Annotated in this window: 16 protein-coding genes; 9 read left to right on the plus strand and 7 right to left on the minus strand. The window is 38.2% G+C overall.

Annotated features, from left to right (window positions below; genetic code table 11):
• Positions 1 to 25: 25 nt before the first annotated feature.
• Positions 26 to 370, minus strand: coding sequence for a hypothetical protein (locus ABFX33_RS14055; protein ID WP_257090309.1), 345 nt, complete (start codon positions 368 to 370; stop codon positions 26 to 28).
• Between the two features lie 2 nt (positions 371 to 372).
• Positions 373 to 918 (minus strand): hypothetical protein, encoded by a 546-nt coding sequence (locus ABFX33_RS14060; protein WP_346086514.1) that lies wholly within the window; start codon positions 916 to 918, stop codon positions 373 to 375.
• Positions 919 to 1,432: 514 nt separating this feature from the next.
• Here ABFX33_RS14060 and ABFX33_RS14065 point away from each other — a divergent pair.
• Entirely contained in the window at positions 1,433 to 2,344 is a 912-nt protein-coding gene (locus tag ABFX33_RS14065) for a penicillin-binding transpeptidase domain-containing protein (RefSeq protein ID WP_428835648.1), read from the plus strand.
• A gap of 265 nt (positions 2,345 to 2,609) precedes the next feature.
• On the opposite strand, the gene ABFX33_RS14070 is transcribed toward ABFX33_RS14065, so the two are convergent.
• Together ABFX33_RS14070 and ABFX33_RS14075 are read right to left on the minus strand one after the other, a co-directional pair.
• Positions 2,610 to 3,065, minus strand: a complete 456-nt coding sequence (locus ABFX33_RS14070; protein ID WP_346086516.1) for a TfoX/Sxy family protein — start codon at positions 3,063 to 3,065, stop codon at positions 2,610 to 2,612.
• Positions 3,066 to 3,304: 239 nt separating this feature from the next.
• Positions 3,305 to 3,760, minus strand: coding sequence for an SRPBCC family protein (locus ABFX33_RS14075; RefSeq protein ID WP_346086517.1), 456 nt, complete (start codon positions 3,758 to 3,760; stop codon positions 3,305 to 3,307).
• Between the two features lie 650 nt (positions 3,761 to 4,410).
• Here ABFX33_RS14075 and ABFX33_RS14080 point away from each other — a divergent pair.
• A complete protein-coding gene (locus ABFX33_RS14080) occupies positions 4,411 to 5,628 on the plus strand; it encodes an enolase C-terminal domain-like protein (protein WP_346086518.1) in 1,218 nt (405 codons plus the stop codon).
• 205 nt (positions 5,629 to 5,833) lie between these two features.
• Here the strand turns inward: ABFX33_RS14080 and ABFX33_RS14085 are convergent, their stop codons facing one another.
• A complete protein-coding gene (locus tag ABFX33_RS14085; protein WP_346086519.1) occupies positions 5,834 to 6,121 on the minus strand; it encodes a hypothetical protein in 288 nt (95 codons plus the stop codon).
• 488 nt (positions 6,122 to 6,609) lie between these two features.
• On the opposite strand from ABFX33_RS14085, the gene ABFX33_RS14090 reads away from it, so the two are divergent.
• From ABFX33_RS14090 to ABFX33_RS14120, 7 genes are all read left to right on the plus strand, one after another.
• Positions 6,610 to 8,982, plus strand: coding sequence for a PSD1 and planctomycete cytochrome C domain-containing protein (locus tag ABFX33_RS14090; protein WP_346086520.1), 2,373 nt, complete (start codon positions 6,610 to 6,612; stop codon positions 8,980 to 8,982).
• 34 nt (positions 8,983 to 9,016) lie between these two features.
• Complete coding sequence (locus tag ABFX33_RS14095; RefSeq protein WP_346086521.1) at positions 9,017 to 10,495, plus strand: DUF1501 domain-containing protein; 1,479 nt, start codon at positions 9,017 to 9,019, stop codon at positions 10,493 to 10,495.
• A 13-nt stretch (positions 10,496 to 10,508) separates the two neighbouring features.
• Positions 10,509 to 12,659 (plus strand): c-type cytochrome domain-containing protein, encoded by a 2,151-nt coding sequence (locus ABFX33_RS14100; protein WP_346086522.1) that lies wholly within the window; start codon positions 10,509 to 10,511, stop codon positions 12,657 to 12,659.
• A 19-nt stretch (positions 12,660 to 12,678) separates the two neighbouring features.
• Entirely contained in the window at positions 12,679 to 13,704 is a 1,026-nt protein-coding gene (locus ABFX33_RS14105; RefSeq protein WP_346086523.1) for an NHL repeat-containing protein, read from the plus strand.
• A gap of 141 nt (positions 13,705 to 13,845) precedes the next feature.
• Positions 13,846 to 15,150, plus strand: coding sequence for a spondin domain-containing protein (locus ABFX33_RS14110; protein WP_346086524.1), 1,305 nt, complete (start codon positions 13,846 to 13,848; stop codon positions 15,148 to 15,150).
• Positions 15,151 to 15,262: 112 nt separating this feature from the next.
• A complete protein-coding gene (locus tag ABFX33_RS14115) occupies positions 15,263 to 16,096 on the plus strand; it encodes a helix-turn-helix domain-containing protein (protein ID WP_120257764.1) in 834 nt (277 codons plus the stop codon).
• 68 nt (positions 16,097 to 16,164) lie between these two features.
• Positions 16,165 to 16,758 (plus strand): peroxiredoxin-like family protein, encoded by a 594-nt coding sequence (locus tag ABFX33_RS14120; RefSeq protein ID WP_346086525.1) that lies wholly within the window; start codon positions 16,165 to 16,167, stop codon positions 16,756 to 16,758.
• Positions 16,759 to 16,764: 6 nt separating this feature from the next.
• Here ABFX33_RS14120 and ABFX33_RS14125 read toward each other — a convergent pair whose 3' ends face one another.
• Both ABFX33_RS14125 and ABFX33_RS14130 read right to left on the minus strand, forming a co-directional pair.
• The gene (locus ABFX33_RS14125) at positions 16,765 to 17,328 is read right to left on the minus strand and encodes a hypothetical protein (RefSeq protein WP_346086526.1); all 564 of its coding nucleotides are present in this window, start codon (positions 17,326 to 17,328) and stop codon (positions 16,765 to 16,767) included.
• 83 nt (positions 17,329 to 17,411) lie between these two features.
• Entirely contained in the window at positions 17,412 to 17,996 is a 585-nt protein-coding gene (locus ABFX33_RS14130) for a hypothetical protein (protein ID WP_346086527.1), read from the minus strand.
• Positions 17,997 to 18,159 lie beyond the last annotated feature (163 nt).

The raw sequence follows: 18,159 nt of genomic DNA on the forward strand, positions 1-18,159 counted from the left end.
TTGGCTTTTATCAAAGTTAATAAATTCAATGCCAATCATGGAAACAGAAACGGCATTGTCTTGCTGTTGGTGTCCTGGCCAATTTCCCACAATTGGGGCAGTAATTAAAAAAGATTTGTGAAACATGATCATGTATTATACGCGCTGCCGTATCCTCATTAAATTTCTCTAGGCCATTATTCAATAAACTTAACGCATTTTCGTCTTTGGTTAGCCATCCAGCTTTAAAGTAGACTCTCTTTATTTTTTCAATATCCTCATTTTGATCTATCTTTGAAAGTGAATGCGCATGTTTATATGCAAGCTTTTCTTTTGGAGACATCAAATGTAGGTAATGGTTTATGATGTAATCTTGTTTTTCTTTTTCCATAACTACGATATCTGAGTTTTCTTGATCAATTTTAATTTACGTGATCTTTCCCAAACACCATTTTCATCGAGAATTTTTAAATAGCTGTTCGTTGGTTCGTTAGCATGATAATAATGATAAAGCTGATCGGTTAATGCTGTGAGAAAGTCAAAAAAAACTAAAAAGTCTTCCTTTGAGTTGTAAAAACTGCCCCATTCGCTCAAAACCCAACGGAATATTTTGCTATCATCAGTTGTAATTGAAATTACAAGATTGGGCGTATCTACCTCGGTTTGTTTGTAATAATCGTACTTTTTCCCTCCAAGCAATGATATACTTCGCACGGGAATATTTATAGCGCTTATATTGGAAAATAAGACTGAACCGAAACAGGCACTAGTAAACCCTTCTTTATTTAGTGTAACACTGTCTGTCGACTGTCTTTCGGACACTGTTCTAAACAGCTTATAAATAGCAATTAACACTAACGGAAGGAAGATCAACAGTAGCCAGGTCGGAAAATATGGTCCCGAAGGTATGAGTAAAGTGATGCATGTTAAAGTAATCATCAACAATGTTGAAAAAAACCAAATCAGAATCGCTGAGGTTTTGCTGCTGTTATTAAAACGAAATCGATAAGTCTTCATTTTAACCTATACTTCCTTTTTTGTCTAAGCTTCAAATTTTTCATACTTCTTCTTATTTCGTTGTTCGATCACTATATTTAAAAGTCGGACTTGTTCGTCCGCAACTAGAATAGAGCCTCTATAATCCCTAAACAAGTTCTTCAAGTCTATAAAGAATTTTGATAATGAACGATTCCTACTTGAAATGAAGTCTTTATTAGATTAATACCAATTTACTATTTTTTTCAGTTTTATTATTCAATTAACACTGCAAGATATGTATATTGTATCTTGATGGGGGTATAATTGATTTACATCTGATGAAGTTAAAAGATACGCTAAAGAATATTTTGATAAGAGGTTTCGCAATTATTATGGAGCTTTTGACTAGTATATAAGTGTTTAAATTTATCATAATGAAGTCAGATGAAAAAGACAGCTTAAAATATTACAGATAATGATAACTTTTGGTCAGATGCGATTTATTCTCTCAATCTTCGGACTTATACCTTTTTTGGCTTTTAGCCAACCACAAGATATTTCTAAATCGAAGGGGGGGGAAATAGGGAACTCAGTATGCGTGAGATCCGACTTTAAGATATATTTTGATCAGTGTCAAGTAGATGGTTCAATTGCTATTTACGACAACACTAAACAGACCTGGATTCTGTCAGATACTATTGGAACAAAGAGGGAAGTTCTTCCTGCTTCAACATTCAAGGTAATCAATATGCTTATTGCTCTAGAAACCGAAGTTATTAAAGATGAGAACGAAATCGTGAAATGGCCAGGGAAGACCGATACAATAAAATACGGTTACCGACCAAGTATCTATCATGATATGTCAGTAAAGGAAGCTTTTGAAGTTTCGGCCGGATGGGCGTTCGTTGAATTATCAAAGAAGATAGGAAAGGAGAGATATAGGAGCTATCTGACCAAATGTCGTTACGGAAATCTAGATCTTTCCCAATCCGATCCAGATTTCTGGAATTATGGTAAGTTTGCGATATCACCAATAAATCAAGTCACTTTTTTAAAGAAACTATATGATGGCACACTTCCTTTTTCGAAACGGAATGTAGCTATTGTAAAGCGAGTCATGCTTACCGAACAAAAACAGAGCTATAGTATTCGGTCTAAAACAGGATGGACTAGACAAGATGGAATCAATACTGGCTGGTGGATTGGCTACTTGACAACGAAAGACAATGTATATTTCTTTGCCACCCGATTACTACAAGATCGTAAAAACAATCAGTCATCTTTTGGCAAGTGCAGGAAGGAGATCACACTGTCGGTATTGAAAGATCTGGGTGTATTAGATCAAAATACGACGGGTCAAACGTCTATCAACAAAGTAAAGCATTAGAATAATCCCCATAATAGTAAGTATTACAAGCACTGGTACACTCCATTTTGTATAACAGATATCATGGTTTTAGAAATAGACCAGCGACTAATGGGTGAAAACAATGTAAAACTTAAGCTTTCATTAGCTGAAGTTAGCGGCGATCAATTGCCAGAAATATGCTCAATTATACTTGTGCCTAGAAATTAGGAGTAATTCAATAGCTTAATGCTGCTAATTACGAAGCTGCCGTATGGGTAGCACGAAGCCATAAAGTCAAGATAAACTACTTTGCTTTTCTTTCAAAACGAGATTCTTCAATGCTCTTTTTCGAAGCTTTTGCTGACGGATTATAATCAAGACATATTTTAATCCAGTATTCAAAATCATCAGATTTTTGAAAACCATGAGGTTCTACGTAACAATACCCTTTGAGCTGTTTTCCTTTCATAATCATTGGCAAAAAGCCCTTTTTTTCCGAAACCTCATCCTCCAGTTCAGCGCTATAACGGCACATTAGATTGTCGTGGCTAATATTAATACACATTTTCCCATTTACAAGAAACGATAATCCGCTGAACATTTTCTTTTCCTCAACTTCAATATTTTCTTCTATTGAAAGTCTTTCACGCACCCGATTAACAAGTTCACTATTATAAGCCATCTTTTTAGTCTTTTTATTATTTACAAATTCAACCGATTTACTTTTTTTGGATGATATTGATATTTTTTGGAGTAACATTTCGATAGGTAAAATGTTTTGGAAAGGTATTTAAAAATATTCCTGCGATATTATTCATCCATTAAAAAGAGTAATCACTACCAATTTCATTATGGAGAGAGAGTTCACGATTACGATCCAATAATTGCCAGTGTTGTTATCAGCAGAAATATTTTTAGTTATGTTATAATATGGTAAAACTAACGGATGATCGCAGTAAAATAAGAACTGAAAATTGAAGACAGTTAGTATTACTTCAATTATTTTACTTTTTGATTTATAAAAGGAAAACCTATACCTGTTTCAATGAATGATTTTAGGCTGACAGTAAATTGTTTCCATCCATCGGAGCAAACCTGATAACATTCAATTTCAGGATGTAAACCAATATGGGTAAGGTGTAATTCTACACCATTGTCCTTTTCGGCTATTTCCCAAATGATTGTTGTTCCAATCCATTCCCTTTTATTTTCTAATCCCGGAATATCTAAAAAAGAATCTTCTACGTACCATACCACTTTTGTGTTAGGAGTAAGTTCATGTACTTTAAATTGTTTGAATACATGTTCCCCGAAATGGATGGTGAAAGACTTCCCCTCTTGATCTGATACACCTTCAAACATCTCTGTCCACCATCGTGGAATATCATTGCTTAAGGCGTTGAATACACTTCTATTAGATGAGTTGAGTTTTATGATATTACTATAATTTTCCATATCGTTCTTTTTAATTTCCCTAAAAAGTCATTCGACAATTAGAACTCCTACATTTTAATTTATAGCAGGTATTTGTGCTGATTGCCCTCATATCTTATGGAATTAAATCCCCTAAATATGCATTCGAATTTATGTTTTAGTTTTTTATTACTTCTTAGCATAGGGCAAGTTTTAATCTCCTTTTAAATTTTGTGCACCCGAAAATTTCCTGACCAGATATCTTCACCTCGATTTCTTAGAGAAGTTCTATTAAATGCAATATTAGATACGTTCTTAAACAGAAGTTTTATTCCTCTTGGTTCCCAATATTGACACCAAAATCCATATAGTTACAACTGTTGATATTACAGGTTTAATCGGTTGATTACTTGTGTTATAATGATAAAATTTGACAACAAATTGAAACAGAAATGCTACTTAAATTTTTGTTTTTAATGTACTTTTCAAAAACTACTGTAAAACTTTAAATAATGCCTCATAATAATTGAGAAAACATCGAATAACCAATAAAGATTTAAAATAGGCAATTCAATCGCTAATTGCTCGCAAACAATATTTTGTGAAAGCTTGATGAGCCAATAAGGACTAGTGCTAGCAATATAAGTAAGGAAAAATCAATTAGAATCAAATAAAAATAAAATAAATCAAAAATGAAAAGAAGAACATTTTTACAGGCCTTAAATTTAGGCATTGCATCCACAGCATTATATCATGGTGTAGGAAATGCCATGTCATTAACAGCTATCTTGAACAGTAACTTCCATGAGAAGGAACTTTCGTATCACCGGATACAGGAAATAAAATATTCAACCGTTCAAATGAAATATCCCCGCCTCGTAGGGAAAAATGCTCGACTGGATCTGCATGGCTATGGCCCCAATGTGGAAATCTGTGTTATCAAAACAGACAAAGGTGCTATGGGGTGGGCTTCTTTACGAGGATCCAGAAAAGATGCTAAGCAGATAGAAAAGGAACTCATCGGTAAAAAAGTATCTGAACTTTTTGCTTCCAATATGGGCATTTTGAATGATAGGCACATCGCATTTGATATTGCCCTTCATGACCTTGCGGGAGTAATCTTGCAGAAACCAGTGTATGAACTACTTGGCCGCGAGAAGCCGTATACCACGGACTATTATAGTGGGATGATCTATTTCGATGACTTGGAGCCATCTGAAAAGCCTGCGGGTATAGACCGGATTCTGGAAGAGTGCAGATATGATTATGGAATAGGGTATAGACAATTTAAACTAAAGATTGGGCGGGGACACAAATGGATGCCGTTCAAGGAGGGACTCCAGCGCGATATTGAGGTAACCAATGCCGTGGCCAAAGCCTTCCCTAATTGTGGCATTTTAGTAGATGGGAACAATGGTTTTACAGTAGATCAATTCATCCAATATCTAAAGGGTATTCCATTGGTCAATTTATTTTGGATAGAAGAACCCTTTCATGAAACCGTTGCCGACTATCAAAAACTGAGAAATTACATCAACGCCACGGGAATAAATACTTTGTTGGCAGATGGTGAAGCAGATCCCAATCCAGCGCTACTCAAGGAACTCTTTGAAAAGAAACTATTGGATGTGCACCTTACAGATATCGAGGGATTGGGCTTCACGAACTGGAGAAGATTGATGCCGCAATTGAAGAAAATGGGTGCGCAGGCTTCACCGCATGCATGGGGCTCGCTGCTTAAATCCTACTATACGGCACATCTGGCAGGAGGGCTTGGCAATACGGTTACAATAGAGGGGGTAGCGAGTACGTCGGACGACGTTGATCTTTCAGGCTACAAGATCCAGAACGGCAAACTGATCCCACCATCCACAGCAGGTTTTGGAATGCCTCTACTAAAGAAAATATGAAAAATGCTCACAATTTCTTTATCCGCCCCCATATTCATGATGAGGCGGATTTTTAATCCCTAGTACTGACAGTCGAAATGCGGAGTAAGGGAAGAAGACATCACAAACAATTATGAATATCTCTGGCTAAATGAGACTAAAGTAATCACTTCGATCATCTCAATGATTTATTCAATTTCGTTTAGTCACAGATAATTGTAAAGTCTTAACGGATAATAAATACAGCGTAACGAATCATAAATCTCCCTAGATATTGAGAAAACCAACAGATTTTAAGATCTGGTAATTTCTTCAATGCCTCCGATTCTTTGCATTGTTTTCTGTCCAATGATACACGCTGCCTAATTTCACCGATGTGCTGATAGATGGTAAGATCGGTACTCAGATACACCATATAGTCAGTGATGCGATCGCATGGAGTTGACAAAAGAACACATAAGAAACTCTCTGAGGGGTACATCTGCTCCAAATGCCCCGGAACTACAACAAACACTTTTAAATGACCAGAAAGCTGAGGTCGCTGATCAATAGTTTCGCGGGGGGCTTCGCTAGTTAAAATCCAAATCCTTTGCTTATCACCAAGCTTATATGTGTATACATATAGACTTATTTGTTTGGATATATAGTAGCGGATGTTTATATTAGCCTAAACTTAAATAAAAAACGTTCTATTTCATACCATAATTAAGCATTGGAGATGTTTTATAGCAATATTATTATAATATTCGATAGCATGAATTACAAATTCAACACTTAAGTAGTGTAACTTTTATATAGTAAGTTCTTGAAATTAAGTTTTATAGTTTCCGATATACGGCCATTCACAGGTAGTAATAAAGAAAAAAACACGAATTAGGGTAATGGAATATCAGATGTGTATAATAATCCATTAAACTAATAATAACCAATATAAATAGATAACACATATTAGACATTATTCAAGCGGCTGTTTGTTTTGTGTCTTAAGATTTAAACTAAAGTATGATGACTAGAAGATCTTTTTTTTCTAAAAACAACTCATGGGTAATCATCTCAGTTTTGGGTAGTTTAGCGATCATAATTTCTTTGTTAACGATGTGTAGCCCGAGTTCAGAATCCTCAACTTCAAGTTCTGGCACCAATGTTTTACCGAAGTTTGTGGATTATAATTACCACATCAAGCCTATTCTTTCTGATAAATGTTTTGCGTGTCACGGTCCCGATAACAATACAAGGGAAGGAGGGTTGCGCCTAGATACTAAAGAAGGGGCCTATAAAGCATTATCGGAAAGTCCTGATAAGCATGCGATTGTTCCAGGTAAACCACATATCAGTGAAGCTTTTTTGAGAATTACAACAAAAGATGAGTCGATTCGTATGCCTCCGATTGCCGCTAATCTTCCCTTAACTAATTTCGAAATCGAACTTATTGAACAATGGATCAAACAAGGTGCTGTATATAAACCACACTGGGCATTTACTGTTCCGGTAAAGCCCGAAATGCCAAAAGCGAGTGAGATAGAGTGGGGAAATGGCGAAATTGATAGATTTGTATTGGACAAGATGGTTAAGGCTGGTTTTAAGCCTAATCCTGAGGCAGATAAAAACCGTTTATTGCGTAGAGTGAGCCTCGATCTAACAGGTTTGCCTCCTGAGGAAAAGGTCATGGAGCGATTTCTTAATGATAAATCGAATAAGGCTTACGATCGGCTGATAGATGATTTAATGGCGTCTAAAGCATATGGCGAACAAATGGCGCTTCACTGGATGGATGTTGCCCGGTACGCAGACTCGTATGGATACCAAGATGATGATATCCGGACACAATGGCCATGGCGGGATTGGGTTATTCATGCTTTCAATAAAAACATGCCTTATGACCAGTTTGTTACTTGGCAATTAGCGGGAGATTTATTGCCTAATCCGTCTAAAGAGCAACTCTTAGCAACAGCATTTAATCGGAATCATAAGATCACTGAGGAAGGTGGTGTTGTTGATGAGGAATATCGAGTTGCTTATGGACTCGATAAAACAAACACTTATGCAAAAGGTATATTGGGAATTACAATGGAGTGTGCGCAGTGCCATGATCATAAATATGATCCCTTTACCCAGAAAAATTATTATGGGATGTATGCCTTTTTTAATAACTCTTTGGAGAAAGGCCTAGAAGGACTTGTAAACTCTGGGCCTTCGAAAACACCACGATTGACAGTCACAAAAGAGGACGTTAAAGGAATATTAAACTTTATAAACAAATTGGATGATGACGCAGAGGTGTCTGTCTCTGTAATGGGCGAGCGTGATACCGTCAGACCAACGTATGTTCTTGATAGAGGTGTTTACGATGCCCCAGGAGAGCGGGTATATCCGCAGACACCAGAAGCTATTCTACCATTTGATAGCAAAAAATATGTTTCAAACCGTTTAGGATTGGCACAATGGACATTTAGTGACAGAAATCCACTTACCTCGCGTGTGTTTGTCAATCAAATTTGGGCCATGATTTTTGGTCGTGGATTGGTCGCTTCAGTCGCTGATTTTGGTAACCAGGGTGATCTGCCCAGTCACCCCGAATTATTGGATTGGTTAGCGCTGGATTTCCAGAAAAACGGATGGAATGTAAAAAGATTAATCAAACAATTGGTCAGTACGGCAACTTATAAACAGTCATCTCAAATTACAACCAAGCACCTAGAAAAAGATCCGGATAACATTTATCTGGCACGGGCAAAACGCTTGCGATTACCTGCCCAGATGATTAGAGATCAAGTTTTAGCGACTAGTGGTCTGTTAAACAAGACTATCGGTGGGCCGAGTATCAAACCTTATCAGCCTGATGGCATCTGGGAGGTTAGCAGCTCAGGGCGGGGCACGTTGGCCCAATACGTACAGGACCATGGCAAAGACTTATACAGGAGAGGATTGTATGTGTTTTTTAAGCTGACTTTACCGCCACCTAATATGTTGATTTTTGATGCGAGTAATCGGGATGCATGTCAGGTGCAACGAACAAGGACAAATACCCCTTTGCAAGCTTTGGTTATGATGAATGATCCAGCAGTATTGGAGGCTGCACGAGTGTATTCAACACACTTAATTAATAGTGCCCCAAATAAGCCGCAATCCGATTATATAAAAACAGCTTTTAAACGCGTATTATGTCGCGATGCAACAGAAAATGAACTGAAGCTGCTGAACCAATATTATAGCGAGGAAATAGATCGCTTCAGCAAAAGAAAAGATGATGCAAAAGCATTTCTTCGTGTTGGAGAGGCTCCGCTCGACGATCGTATTCCAAAGGAAAAGCTAGCAGCATTAATGTCAGTGGTGCATGCCATATATAATTTGGAAGAAACATTGACTAAAGGGTAAATGAACAGGTAAAGAAGACTTTAAATTGATTGTTATGAAAAAGAAGCTAGATTCCAATTTTGAAAAAGAAGTGCGAGAAGCACAGTTATTTCAAAATCGTAGACAATTTCTTTCTAGTTTAAGTATTGGTATTGGGAGTGTAGCATTGGGAGCGCTGTTGATTCCTGATCTTTTCTCCGGAAAACCCGGAAGTCAGGAGGAATTTGAAAAGGCCTTGCCGCATTTTGCTCCCAAAGCAAAGCGTGTCATTTACCTTTTTCAGTCTGGAGGCGTCTCTCAGTTGGAGTCATTCGATCATAAGCCAAGATTGAGAGAAATGATGGGACAAGACCTTCCGGCTTCTATTCGTGGGAATCAAAGGCTTACAGGGATGACTGCTGGTCAGGCGAAATTTCCCCTTGTCGGTTCGTATTTTGATTTTGCTCAATACGGGCAAAGCAGGGCATGGGTGAGTAGTCTGTTTCCATATATGGCCAAGGTAGTAGATGATTTATGTATAATCAGATCAATGCATACAGATGCTATTAACCATGATCCGGCGATTACTTTTTTTCAAACCGGATCTCAGCAAGGCAGTAGAGCGAGTATGGGGGCCTGGTTGAGTTATGGATTAGGAAGTGAAAATCAAAATCTACCTGGCTTTTGCGTACTTGTCTCCAAAGGAAAAGGAAATGGTCAAGGCGTATATTCCAAGCTATGGACGAATGGATTTCTGGATTCAGTTCATCAAGGGGTTCAATTTATGGGAGGGCCAGATCCTGTTCTTTATTTGAATAACCCAGAAGGCACAGATAAAATAAGCAGAAGAAAATTATTGGATAAGCTTGCTGAACTCAACGGTATGCAATATGAAACCTTCGGTGATCCTGAAATTACAGCTAAAGTACAACAATATGAAATGGCTTATCGAATGCAGACCTCTGTTCCGGAGGTAACTGATCTTTCAAAAGAACCGGATCATATTATCAAAATGTATGGGGCAGAATGTTTAGTTCCAGGCACCTATGCCGCCAACTGTTTGCTTGCTCGGAAATTATCTGAAAATGGTGTTCGATTTGTACAATTGTACCATCAGGGATGGGACCAGCATGGTGGACTACCAAACGAAATGGCACTACAGGCAAAAGATGTAGATCAAGCATCCGCCGCATTAATTACCGATTTGAAACAACGAGGTCTGCTGGATGAAACGCTCGTGATTTGGGGCGGTGAATTTGGAAGAACAAATTATTGCCAAGGTGGGCTTACCGTGGATAATTATGGGCGAGATCACCATCCGCGCTGTTTCAGTATCTGGATGGCTGGAGGTGGGATCAAACCAGGCATAGTCTATGGAGAAACCGACGAATTGGGCTACAATATCGTGAAGAATCCTGTTCATGTGCACGACTTCCATGCTACTATTCTCCACACATTGGGCATAGATCACGAAAAATTAACCTATAAACACCTTGGTCGACGATATCGTCTTACCGATGTTGCTGGAAACGTTGTCAAAGATATTCTCGCCTAAATAGAAACGTTAGATGACTTTAAAAAATTCGCATTTCAATATTCTACTTGGCTTAAATAGCTTTATTGTGTTCTTCTTAATCTTTGAAGAAAAAATAGAAGTTCCTGTTTTTCTTCAGGTTATCGGTAGGATGCATCCCTTACTATTGCATTTTCCTATCGTATTGCTAATTATTTCCTGGCTAATATTTTTGTTTAGAAATAGATTGAAAAAGGAAGTCCCAGCGATTCAATCTATTATCAACATATTATTGTTCATCAGTTCTTTATTGACGGCAATTACTGTAATTATGGGGCTGATGCTTTCGAAAGAGGGCGGATTTGAAGGGAGCAATTATGACTGGCATAAATATGGTGGTGTGCTTCTTTCAATACTTTCACTTGGGCTTCTGGGTTATTTGAGGTTCAGGAAAAATAAAGATTATCACCCGGTCTTTGTTGTTGGAATTAATATAACCATGATTTTATTGTTAATGGTCGGACACTTTGGTGCGGCACTCACTCATGGCGAAGATTTCATAAGCAGTCCTCTAATTAGCAAGGAATCGAGAGCACTTGATGTCGAAAATGCAATGGTTTTTGAAGATGCAGTCCTACCAATTTTCCAAGCCAAATGCATGGGTTGTCATAACTCCAACAAACCTAAGGGCGGTCTCATTTTGTCTGATTCAACAGCGATATTAAAGGGAGGAAAAAATGGTAAGCTATTCATTGCTGGAAACCCAATGAATAGTTTGATGATTGAACGTTTGTTGTTGGATATCGAAAATCAACATCGTATGCCTCCTAAAGGTAAACCACAGCTGACCATTGATGAAATAGCGCTGTTAAGAGCGTGGGTTAAAAGCGGAGGAAAATTTAATGTGCCTCTAGCGACCTTTAGCGAACAAGATACATTAGTTCAATCTGCAAAATCCGTTTACGGATTTCAAGGAACTCAAAATTATGAATTTGCGGCAGCGGACGAAGATGAAATCAAAAAATTAATAACACCTTATCGAATTATTCATCCTTTAGATGCTGGCTCTCCGGCATTGGATGTTAATTTTTATGGAAAGGATTTTTTTAAAAGTCAATCTTTATCAGAAATCCTTCCGATTGCTGAACAAGTAGTCTCTCTTAACCTAAGCGGAATACCCATAAAGAAAGAGGATATTCAAACCTTAGGGAAATTTAAAAACTTGGGCACCTTGAATCTGAATAATACAAAATTGTCGAATGAGGATGTTCAATCGTTAAGTGCTATTGCAAGTTTAAAGAATATCAGCTTAATTGGTACTCAGGTAAATAAAAGCGGTTTGGAGAAACTTGCAAAAATGCCAAACCTTCGAAAAGCCTATGTTTGGAATACCGCGGTAAAACTGGATGAATTGGATGCAATCCGAAAAGCCTTTCCAAAGTTGAGAGTTGATGCAGGAATTAAATTTGATGAGCATCAGAAATTAGCCTTAACAGTTCCGAAAATTAGTCCCGCAAGAAGTTTCTTTCAAAAAGAAATGCTGCTATCGCTAAGTCACCCAGTGAGTGGCGTACAGTTGCGGTATACGTTGGATGGAAGTAACCCCGATAGTACTACAGCATCAATTTACAAATCACCCATTCGAATTCAGAAAGATGTGAGATTACGCGTCAAAGCAATTAAAGATGGCTGGTTACCCAGTAATGAAGTTAGCCAAGAATTTTATGCTGCGTTTATTATACCCAACAAAGTAAATTTAGAGAGTAAACCAAACCGACTATATAAAGCTAGGAAAGAACAAAGTTTTTTTGATCTTGAGAGCGGAGGGAATAATCATGCTGACGGCAAATGGCTCGGATTCCAGGGAAATGAACTTTCAGCGAGTATATTCTTTGATACTCCAATAAAATTGAATTTTCTTGCATTAAGTATTAAACAGGAGTATAACCAACATATCTACCCACCTCACTACATAGAGGTTTGGGGTGGAGCAGACACTTCAAATATGAAGTTGTTGAATAAGGTAACAGTAGATTTGGAAAAAGCAGATAAAATGAGAAAGAAGAGAATGGTTACTTGTAATCTGCCAGATCTAAAAGTAAGTGTTATCCGATTAAAAACTAAGCATTATGCCAAAATTCCTGAAGGATTCGCTGGAACAGGAAACCCACCATGGCTTTTTGTTGATGAAATAGTATTAAAGTAATTTATAGTCTCATTTAAACATGAATAGAAAAACATTTATCCAGAGATCCAGTTTACTGGCAGGGGGGCTTATCATCATGAAAGATCTTTTTGCAAGACCCAAAGAAATGCAGTATGGCCACAATAACATGAAATATACCTTGGATAAAAGCTGGGCAACAAAACATTCACCCAATCTGACCGTAAAAGACTGTCATGAAATGGTGCAAGATAAAAAAGGAAGGTTGTTGTTATTGACCAATGAAACCAAAAATAATATCATTATTTTTAATAAGGATGGTCGGGTTCTTGAAAGTTGGGGGCATGAATTTCCAGGTGGCCATGGCCTGACCATTCATGATGAAAGTGGGACGGAATTTCTATATATTACAGATAATGAGAGACACCAGGTTTACAAGGTTGACCTTAACGGTAAGATACTTTTGACTATCGATGCGCCGTTGGGCATTGGCTTATATAGTAAAAAAGAAGAATTTATACCAACAGAAACTGCAATTGATAGTAACGGAGACATCTTTATTGCCGACGGATATGGCGCTCAGCATATTTTGCACTATGATAGTAATGGTAAATTAAAAAATCATTTTGGAGGTAGAGGTGAAGGTGATTCCTTTTTGGATAATGCACACGGAATTTGTTTTGACCAACGAAATGGCAAGAAATCGCTTTTAGTAACAGATAGGGCCAGAAACTGCTTTAAGCGGTTTGATACGACGGGTAAGCTAATCGAGATCATAAGTTTACCTGGTGCAGGAGTTTGTAGACCCGTAATAAAAGGAGATAATCTTTATGCAGCTGTTCTGCGTTCTCCGAATATGAATGTCGAGAATTCCGGTTTCGTAACGATCCTAAGCAAAAAAAATAAAGTAGTTAGTAATATTGGAGGAACCGAACCTATTTATAAAGATGGCAAACTTCAGCTCATCCAACAGCAAGATAAAATATTCGCTCATCCCCACGATGTATGTGTGGATGATGATGAAAATTTATATGTTGCTCAATGGGCATCGGGCAAAGTCTTTCCTTACAAATTGAATCGGGTTTAGGGATCTAGGTCCTGTGCATTTGTCATAGACATAAAGTAGCTATAATTCGGGAAGTCTGGACAAGCCTTCGGGAAATGACGATATTTCCCGAATCTATTGTTGAAGCTAATTTTGTTGTTGTAGATCTTAAATAAAACAATTATGAGCTCAATCAAAAAAATTAGACAGACAGCAACGTACGCTCTTTGCTTTGGATGTGGTATTGCCATGCTTGCTTCATGCAGCGACGATGATATGATACCACAGGTACAGTCCAATACGATTACCATAGAAAATGTTTTGGATGCCAAGCCACTCGTCGAGTCGGGAACTTTTATGGGAACAGGTACTCCTCCAGTGATTTTCCCTGGACAGTCCATTAGTATAGAGTTTTATGCCGGCGCAGGGCAGGCACTTTCTTTCGCAACGATGTACGGTTGGAGCAATGACCTTTTCTTCGCGCCTGAAAATCCGGGCATAACCCTCTATAAAGCAGACGGAACTCCTGTGACTGGAGATGTATCCGCCCAGATCAAATTGTGGGATAATGGAACGCGGGTCAATCAAGCGCCAGGCATAAAGGTTGTGCACCCCGGAACAGCTGAGCCAAGTCCTGGCAATATAACCGAAGTAAACGGAAGCGATGCCCAAGGAAATATGTACCTGCCCGCGTCCCAATTGATGAAAGCGACTCTTTCTTATCAGGGCGATTCTAAATTTAAGCTAACGATCGAAAATAAGAGTGGTGGTACAGCTAATGAAACACCTTTTAGTCCCGGAGTGTGGACCGTTTCCTATGCTCCAGGGGGAGATATCCTTGAAAAAATGCCGATTTATACCAAAGGTAAACCCACAGCAAATGGACTTACGAATATTGCCGAGATGGGTGACAATGCTATGATGTCTGCACACCTTCGTGGAATGACTGGGATTTTTACGCCACTTTCTCCAGTACTCGTTGTTGTTTATAAGGGTAATGAAAACCCCTTTTATAAAGTAGGAGAGAAGGACAGAGCGGAGGGACTAAGTGATCTGGCACAGACCGGCAATGCCGACATACTTGCAGCAAAACTCCAGTCCAAATCCGGTGTTAAGAAAGTTTATGTACTAAAAGAGTCAGTGAGTACTGTTCTTCTTCCAAAGATTGGCAATGCTAATGGAGGTAAGGTTATGCAGCAATTGGATATCGAAAAAGGGGATAGGATTGCGATCGCCACCATGTACGGATTGAGTAATGACTGGTTTTATGCTACGAAGGGTAATGGTATCGATGCCACAAGAAAGGGCGATGTGTCGGATGAGGTATCTCTGTATGACAATGGGACGAAAAGGGACCAATATCCTGGGGCAAATATTCGGATTGATCTTTCAGGTATGTCCCTCGGGGAAAGTAAATCCATTCAAGAGGTACCTAATCCAAATGTATTTACTACTTTGCCGCAGATTGTAAAGGTTACGCTTAACTAAGATATACTGAATGGACGGGTTTCTTTCAGATTGATAAGCCTGTCCATTTATTGCTTAATCCGGATAATTCTTTACTAAATTTATACCACTGGATACGTTCAAAAGGAAGAGGATGAAATTAGAATATGTAAACGAAAAGACCAATGGAACTTTTGTGGTTGGCAATGATAAGTCAATACTTACCCATGCAGGAATTTTACGTGACAGCACGATAAATTCGATTGTATTTAATTTTCAGGAAGATCAGCTGGCATTTATAGATGAGGTACAATATACCTTTCCAAAGAACACTGTACTCCCATTGATGGCCAACCAAAATTTTAGATTCGAACACCCTGAACAATTGGTCGCCTGGCAGTTTAATCGGGAATTCTACTGTATTGTTGACCATGATGCGGAGGTAGGTTGTGTGGGCTTTCTGTTTTACGGTATCAGCAATCCCATGTTTATAGGGCTCTCGCAACAGGACATTGATGATATACAGCTGACAGGACAGTTTTGCGAAACGGATATGCAGGTTAGGGATCGGATGCAAAACGAGATGTTGCGTACGCTGCTCAAGCGGGTTATTATCAGTGTCACCCGTCTAGCCAGAAAACAGACCGCTGGTAATGCACTGCTTACCGATGAAAAATTGGATCTGATACGAAAATTCAATCTTCTTTTGGAATGTAATTTTAAAACCGAACATGAAGTTCGTTTTTACGCAGGGGAGCTCAATAAATCGCCCAAGACACTTGCTAATGTCTTTTCTTTATTGAAATTCCCTTCTCCTTCAAGTCTTATACAAAAGAGGATTATGCTAGAAGCCAAACGTTACCTGAATTATACGGATAGGTCAGCCAAGGAGATAGCTTATCAATTGGGGTTTATCAGTCCAGCGCATTTCAGCCGCTTTTTCAAACAGCATGCTGGAGATACGATTTCTGCGTTCAGGGATAAATAGTAACAAGATTAAAATATGAACAAACAATGCGAAAAATAATAATTACTCTATTTGGGATAGCTTTTTTTATGATTAATTCTGCTCAAGCGCAACCCAACAAGCAAGATCCACAGGAATATCCTGCAAAAGCTGAAGATATCAGCCCTCTGCTGATCGGAGAAATGATACCCAAGCAAGAATTGACAGATGTCAAGGGTGGCGCCATCGACATAGGAAAAGCAATTTCTCAAAAACCAACCATATTGGTATTTTACCGGGGTGGATGGTGTCCGTATTGCAACCTGCAGCTTTCAGGCCTACAGGAGATCGAAAAAAAATTGATTGGATTAGGATACCAGGTTATTGCAGTCAGTACGGATAAACCGGGGAATCTTCAATCCAGTATTGACAAAGCGCATTTGACATATACTTTGCTATCAGATGCAGATCTGTCGTTGGCGAAAAAAATGGGAATTGTATTTAAGGCGCCGATAGCCTACCATAAATTTTTGCCCGAGACAAGTGGTGGGAAAAATACCGATATGTTACTTCCTGTTCCATCAGTATTTATCTTGAACAAAAAAGGGGAGATACGATTTGAATATATCGAGCCTAATTTTAAGGAAAGGATCAGTCCAAATTTGCTTCAAGCAGCTGCGGGCGCACTTTATGATTCGCTTTGAAATATGTTAAAAGCCTAGATATTTCATATCTCTAATTAGGTTCTTCAATTTTTCAGGATTATTTTCGAAAGCTTTTATTTGGCCGATATGCTCAGCCGTAAATGAGAGGAGCGCGCCATTTGAATCGCTAGTTCTATTTTCATCCTTTGCTTTTAAGTTTCTGTAAATGTATACTGGAGTTTTCAGTATGCCAAAAGGAATTCCCCACCAGCCCAAGAGCGAACATGAGATGATGGCTTTTCTATTTTGCTTATCCAAACAATCCGGACAAGCAATGACTATCTTCGTTGCGGTAAATGTGGTAATTATAATGCTTTTGATAGTGTAGCAGACCGTTCCATTTAATTTATCTCGACTATTGTCACAGATTGGGCAAGGCAAATCTCGCAGTAGTTCCGAATGACGGTAGATATCTTCTAGAGAATGGTGTTCATTTTGAGATATTACTGCATTTAAAAGATTTGGGTCGAGATTACGCTTTCTAATTTCATTTTCTATGATTCCGAATACCTCCGGCTGAATTCCCTGTGCATTTGTAGTAATAACTTCGATAAGTTTGCTATCCGACATTCTCTCATAGTTTTTTTCTATCGCCCTTAAGTCCATATAATTTAATGATTAGATTTTTAAATTGATTTTGTTCGAATATCTATCTAATTAAAATTAGCGGCTGTCAGATACCCCGATGATCTTAGTTTTTCCAGGATATGTTTTGCTTCAGCTTCATCCATATCATTCGCAAATTTTATGGTTTTCAAACCATAATCAAATCGGATAGTGCCTCTGTTCCTAAAGACGCCTAAATCATTGCGTCGACCCCAAAAAACAAACTCAAAAGGTTCTTCCTCAACGTGAAATCTCTTTGCTTCCCGTAGATCATATATCTTCTGTCTGAAGAGTAAATCATTTTTTCTAGCAATACTTATTTGTTCGTGATCTATTATTATGATCTCCTGTCCAATTAAGTACCAGATTAAAGTTTTCATCACAAATAAACCACCAGCTATCCAAAAGGCCAACCATACCATAATAAACATACCCTCGATGCCCAAACTTCCATTTATGGTGCCGTAAAAATCTTCGAGCAACGAGCTAACAGAAATAATAGATAGTATCCAACCGACCAGCCACAAACTAAAGATAATAACAATAGGTAAATGTTTTTTTGCCGGGACGGCGATATGATATCCACTTGGGGTTTCGTGCAGAGTTGCGATGCCCCTATAAGGTCTCTCCATAATTTATTGGTATTTAATAGATTGTGCTTGCTTGAATAGTTTCCTTTTTTAATGGCTAATATGCGAAAAGTCAAAGAATAAAAAAACGAATTTCAATATAAATATTGGTCGGCAAGGCAATTTTTAACTTTCTGGAGACGTAATTTATCCTTTGTTTCTTGAA

The sequence above is a fragment of the Sphingobacterium ginsenosidimutans genome (genome assembly GCF_039536865.1).
Classification (GTDB): domain Bacteria; phylum Bacteroidota; class Bacteroidia; order Sphingobacteriales; family Sphingobacteriaceae; genus Sphingobacterium; species Sphingobacterium detergens.

What these genes read in the sequence shown, in the direction of transcription:
- ABFX33_RS14055 (WP_257090309.1), bottom strand. Translation starts at nt 370, where the DNA reads ATGGAAAAAGAAAAACAAGATTACATCATAAACCATTACCTACATTTG.
- ABFX33_RS14060 (WP_346086514.1), bottom strand. Translation starts at nt 918, where the DNA reads ATGATTACTTTAACATGCATCACTTTACTCATACCTTCGGGACCATAT.
- ABFX33_RS14065 (WP_428835648.1), top strand. Translation starts at nt 1,433, where the DNA reads ATGATAACTTTTGGTCAGATGCGATTTATTCTCTCAATCTTCGGACTT.
- ABFX33_RS14070 (WP_346086516.1), bottom strand. Translation starts at nt 3,065, where the DNA reads ATGTTACTCCAAAAAATATCAATATCATCCAAAAAAAGTAAATCGGTT.
- ABFX33_RS14075 (WP_346086517.1), bottom strand. Translation starts at nt 3,760, where the DNA reads ATGGAAAATTATAGTAATATCATAAAACTCAACTCATCTAATAGAAGT.
- ABFX33_RS14080 (WP_346086518.1), top strand. Translation starts at nt 4,411, where the DNA reads ATGAAAAGAAGAACATTTTTACAGGCCTTAAATTTAGGCATTGCATCC.
- ABFX33_RS14090 (WP_346086520.1), top strand. Translation starts at nt 6,610, where the DNA reads ATGATGACTAGAAGATCTTTTTTTTCTAAAAACAACTCATGGGTAATC.
- ABFX33_RS14095 (WP_346086521.1), top strand. Translation starts at nt 9,017, where the DNA reads ATGAAAAAGAAGCTAGATTCCAATTTTGAAAAAGAAGTGCGAGAAGCA.
- ABFX33_RS14100 (WP_346086522.1), top strand. Translation starts at nt 10,509, where the DNA reads ATGACTTTAAAAAATTCGCATTTCAATATTCTACTTGGCTTAAATAGC.
- ABFX33_RS14105 (WP_346086523.1), top strand. Translation starts at nt 12,679, where the DNA reads ATGAATAGAAAAACATTTATCCAGAGATCCAGTTTACTGGCAGGGGGG.
- ABFX33_RS14110 (WP_346086524.1), top strand. Translation starts at nt 13,846, where the DNA reads ATGAGCTCAATCAAAAAAATTAGACAGACAGCAACGTACGCTCTTTGC.
- ABFX33_RS14115 (WP_120257764.1), top strand. Translation starts at nt 15,263, where the DNA reads ATGAAATTAGAATATGTAAACGAAAAGACCAATGGAACTTTTGTGGTT.
- ABFX33_RS14120 (WP_346086525.1), top strand. Translation starts at nt 16,165, where the DNA reads ATGATTAATTCTGCTCAAGCGCAACCCAACAAGCAAGATCCACAGGAA.
- ABFX33_RS14125 (WP_346086526.1), bottom strand. Translation starts at nt 17,328, where the DNA reads ATGTCGGATAGCAAACTTATCGAAGTTATTACTACAAATGCACAGGGA.
- ABFX33_RS14130 (WP_346086527.1), bottom strand. Translation starts at nt 17,996, where the DNA reads ATGGAGAGACCTTATAGGGGCATCGCAACTCTGCACGAAACCCCAAGT.